General features: G+C 67.0%; 3 protein-coding genes. 1 reads left to right on the forward strand and 2 read right to left on the reverse strand.

The window, feature by feature from the left end:
- Together priA and hemE are read right to left on the reverse strand one after the other, a co-directional pair.
- Positions 1 to 1466: replication restart helicase PriA (gene priA / locus RMO40_RS11610; protein WP_309720932.1), on the reverse strand; the 1466-nt coding region annotated here is incomplete at its 3' end.
- Between the two features lie 372 nt (positions 1467 to 1838).
- Entirely contained in the window at positions 1839 to 2930 is a 1092-nt protein-coding gene (gene hemE, locus RMO40_RS11615) for a uroporphyrinogen decarboxylase (protein ID WP_309720935.1), read from the reverse strand.
- A gap of 229 nt (positions 2931 to 3159) precedes the next feature.
- Here hemE and RMO40_RS11620 point away from each other — a divergent pair.
- A partial coding sequence (locus RMO40_RS11620; protein ID WP_309720938.1) for a pyridoxal-phosphate dependent enzyme occupies positions 3160 to 3584 on the forward strand: 425 nt, incomplete at its 3' end.

A 3584-nucleotide genomic window follows, 5' to 3' on the forward strand; every position in this document is an offset into this window, starting at 1 on the left:
ACGTCCACCTCGCCGGCGTGCACCGCCGCCAGCTGCCGCCCGAGCTCGCCGGCCGCACGCGTGCTGTCGGCGTCGATGCGCGCCACGCGCGCGCCCGGCAGCAGCGCGGCCACCTGCTCCTCCAGCCGCTCGGTGCCGCGGCCGAGCGAGCTGATGTCGGCGTTGCCACAGTCGGGGCAGGCGCGCGGCACGGCCTGGGTGAGGCCGCAGTGGTGGCTGCGCAGCGTGCGGTCGAGCTTGTGAAACACACGCCAGGCGCTGCAATGCGGGCAGCCGCTTTTCCAGCCGCAGTCGGTGCAGTGCAGCACCGGCGCGTAGCCGCGGCGGTTGAGGAAGACCAGGCTTTGTTCGCCGCGTTCGAGCCGTTTGGCGAGCGCGGCCACCAGCGGAGGCGAGAGGGTCGACGTGACGCCCGTCGCCTTGGGCAGCAGGTTCATGTCGACCAGCCGCACCGCCGGCAGCGCGCCGCCACCGACCCGGTGCGCCAGCGTCAGCCGCTCGTAGCGCCCTTGTTCGGCGCGTTGCCAGCTTTCGAGAGACGGCGTGGCGGAGCCCAGCACCACGCAGGCCCCTTCGAGCTTGCCGCGGTAGATGGCCAGGTCGCGCGCCGAGTAGCGGGCGCCTTCTTGCTGTTTGTACGAAGGGTCGTGTTCTTCGTCGACCACGATCAGCCCGAGGCGCGGCATCGACGCAAACACCGCCAGCCGCGTGCCCAGCACCAGGTCGGCCAGGCCCAGGTGGGCGGCCAGCCAGTTCTTCAGCCGCTGCGCGGGGGTGAGCCCGCTGTGCAGCGAGACGATGCGGCGCGGCGCGGCGCCCTGGCAGAAACGTTCGGCAAAACGTGCTTCGAGCTGCGGCGTGAGGTTGATCTCGGGCACCAGCACCAGCACCTGGCGTCCCGAGGCGAGCGCTTCTTCGGCGGCGCGCAGGTAGACCTCGGTCTTGCCGCTGCCGGTCAGGCCGTGCAGCAGCACCACGGGTGCGCTGCCGGGCGCGCTCAGCTCGGCCAGGCGGGCGAGCGCGGCAGCCTGGTCGGGGGTGAGTTCGGGGCGTGGGGGCGCGGTGCTGTCTGGCGCGGGCGCTTTGCCCAAGGCCTTGTGCAGGCGGGTGATGCGGTTGGCAAGCTGGGCGTCGTCGAGCTTGCGCAGCTCGGGCGGCAGCACCGACAAGGCCACTTCCCCCAGGCCGCGCTGGTAATACGAGGCGGCAAAACCCACCAGCTCACACCAGCGGGCCGACAAGGGCGGCAAGGCCTGCAGCGCCTGGGTGACTGGCTTGAGCGCAAGCGTTGGTTCGTCCGACGGCTCACCCGGCCACACCACACCGGCCACTTCACGCCGACCCAGCGGAACCCGCACCAGGGTACCCGGTGGGAGCATGCGCTCACTCAAATAGTCGAGAGCGCTTTGCAGGCCGCTGTGCGCCGGGGCATCGACCGCGACGCGAAGGCGCTGGGGTTCATCCATGTCGCGCGGGCAGCGAGTTAGCGGGCAAAGTTGAGGCCTTGGTGAGAGAACTGCGTTAAGTGTCTGATTTGAAAAGGCTTTTGAAGCTTTCCACGGCTGCTGTGGATAACTTTGTGGGGAACCTGCAAAAAATGCAGCTAGATCGTTGATTTTTGGGGCTTGGCGCTGCGTTGCTCACTTTGGGAGCAATTTACGCCTTCAATGAAATCAACGACTTAGCAAGCTAATTTGCAATACTGATGGGGCGGCGAACGACGGTGCGCCCAGAACCGTCACATTCAAGCTTTTGGGGATAAGTCAAGCCCTGAGTGACAACTCACCGGGAAACCACTGTCCCTCGTTTCGAAAAGCTGCAACCAACTGCAACCGTTTTCAGCCACGGGTGTGCATGCGGGGTGAGTACTCATGCACCGCATCCACCAACGCCGACACGCTCTCGGGCGGTGTGTGCTGGCTGATGCCGTGGCCCAGGTTGAAGATGTGGCCGGCGCCCAAGCCATCGCCACGGTCCCAGGGGCCGAAGCTGCTCAGGGTTTTCTGCACCTCGGTGCGGATCTGCTCGGGCGACGCAAACAGCACGTTGGGGTCGAGATTGCCTTGCAGCGCCGCCAGGTGCCCGATGCGTTGGCGCGCTTGGCCGAGGTTGACCGTCCAGTCCAGGCCCACCACGTCGGCGCCGGTGGCGGCGATCTCTTCCAGCCACAGGCCCCCGCCTTTGGTGAAGACGATGTGCGGGATGCGTTGGCCGTTGTGCTCGCGTTTCAGCTGCGCCAGCACGCGGCGGGTGTAGTCGAGGCTGAAGGTCTGGAAGGCACCGTCGGCGAGCACGCCACCCCAGCTGTCGAAGATCATCACGGCCTGGGCGCCGGCTTCGATCTGGGTGTTGAGGTAGGTGGCCACCGCGTCGGCGTTGACCTGGAGCATGCGGTGCATCAGGTCGGGCCGGCTGTAGAGCATGGTCTTGACGAGGCGGTAGTCGTCAGACCCGGCGCCTTCGACCATGTAGCACGCGAGCGTCCACGGGCTGCCCGAAAAGCCGATCAGCGGCACGCGGCCGTTGAGCGCCTTGCGGATCGAGGTGACGGCGTCGAACACATATTGCAGCTTGGCCATGTCGGGCACTTCGAGCTGGGCCACGGCGGCTTCGTCGCGCACCGGGTGGGCGAACTTCGGGCCTTCGCCCAGCGCAAAGCTCAGGCCCAGGCCCATGGCGTCGGGCACCGTCAGGATGTCGCTGAACAAAATGGCCGCGTCGAGCTTGTAGCGCTCCAGTGGCTGCAGCGTGACCTCGGTGGCGAAGTCGGTGTTGGTCGCCAGGCCCATGAAGCTGCCCGCCTGGCCACGGGTGGCGCGGTACTCGGGCAGATAGCGCCCGGCCTGTCGCATCAGCCACACGGGGGTGTGGTCGGTGGGCTGGCGCAGACAGGCGCGCAGAAAGCTGTCGTTTTGAAGGGGGGCATTCATCGAGGAATTATGGCCCCCCGGTGGCTGCGCTCCTGCCTGCTGGCTTGCAAGCCAGCAGGCGTTCCGGCGGGCAATCTCCGCGCAGGCGGAGATTGCTTTTCCGCCTCCACCCCCCAAGGGGCGCCGCCTGGCGGACCGGCGAAGCCGGTTCCGCTGGCGTTGCTTGATGTGTCGCTCGCTGCGCTTGCTCCTTGCGCCCATAATTTGCGCTCCACCCAAGGAGACTCGCATGCTGGCTCAGAACGTTTTGCAGACCATCGGCAACACCCCGCACATCCGCATCAACCGCTTGTTCGGCAGTGCGCATAACGTCTACGTGAAAAGCGAGCGCGCCAACCCCGGGGGCTCGATCAAGGACCGGATTGCGTTGGCCATGGTCGAAGCGGCCGAGCAGAACGGCATGCTCAAGACGGGCGGCACCATCATCGAGCCGACTTCGGGCAACACCGGCGTGGGCCTGGCCATGGTGGCGGCGGTCAAGGGTTACAAGCTGGTGCTGGTGATGCCCGAGAGCATGAGCATCGAGCGCCGCCGCCTGATGCTGGCCTACGGCGCGAGCTTCGTGCTGACCCCGCGCGAGAAGGGCATGAACGGCGCCATTGCCAAAGCCACCGAACTGGTCGCCGAAACCCCGGGCGGCTGGATGCCACAGCA

Source organism: Rhizobacter sp., from assembly GCF_031412075.1.
Lineage (GTDB): Bacteria > Pseudomonadota > Gammaproteobacteria > Burkholderiales > Burkholderiaceae_C > Rhizobacter.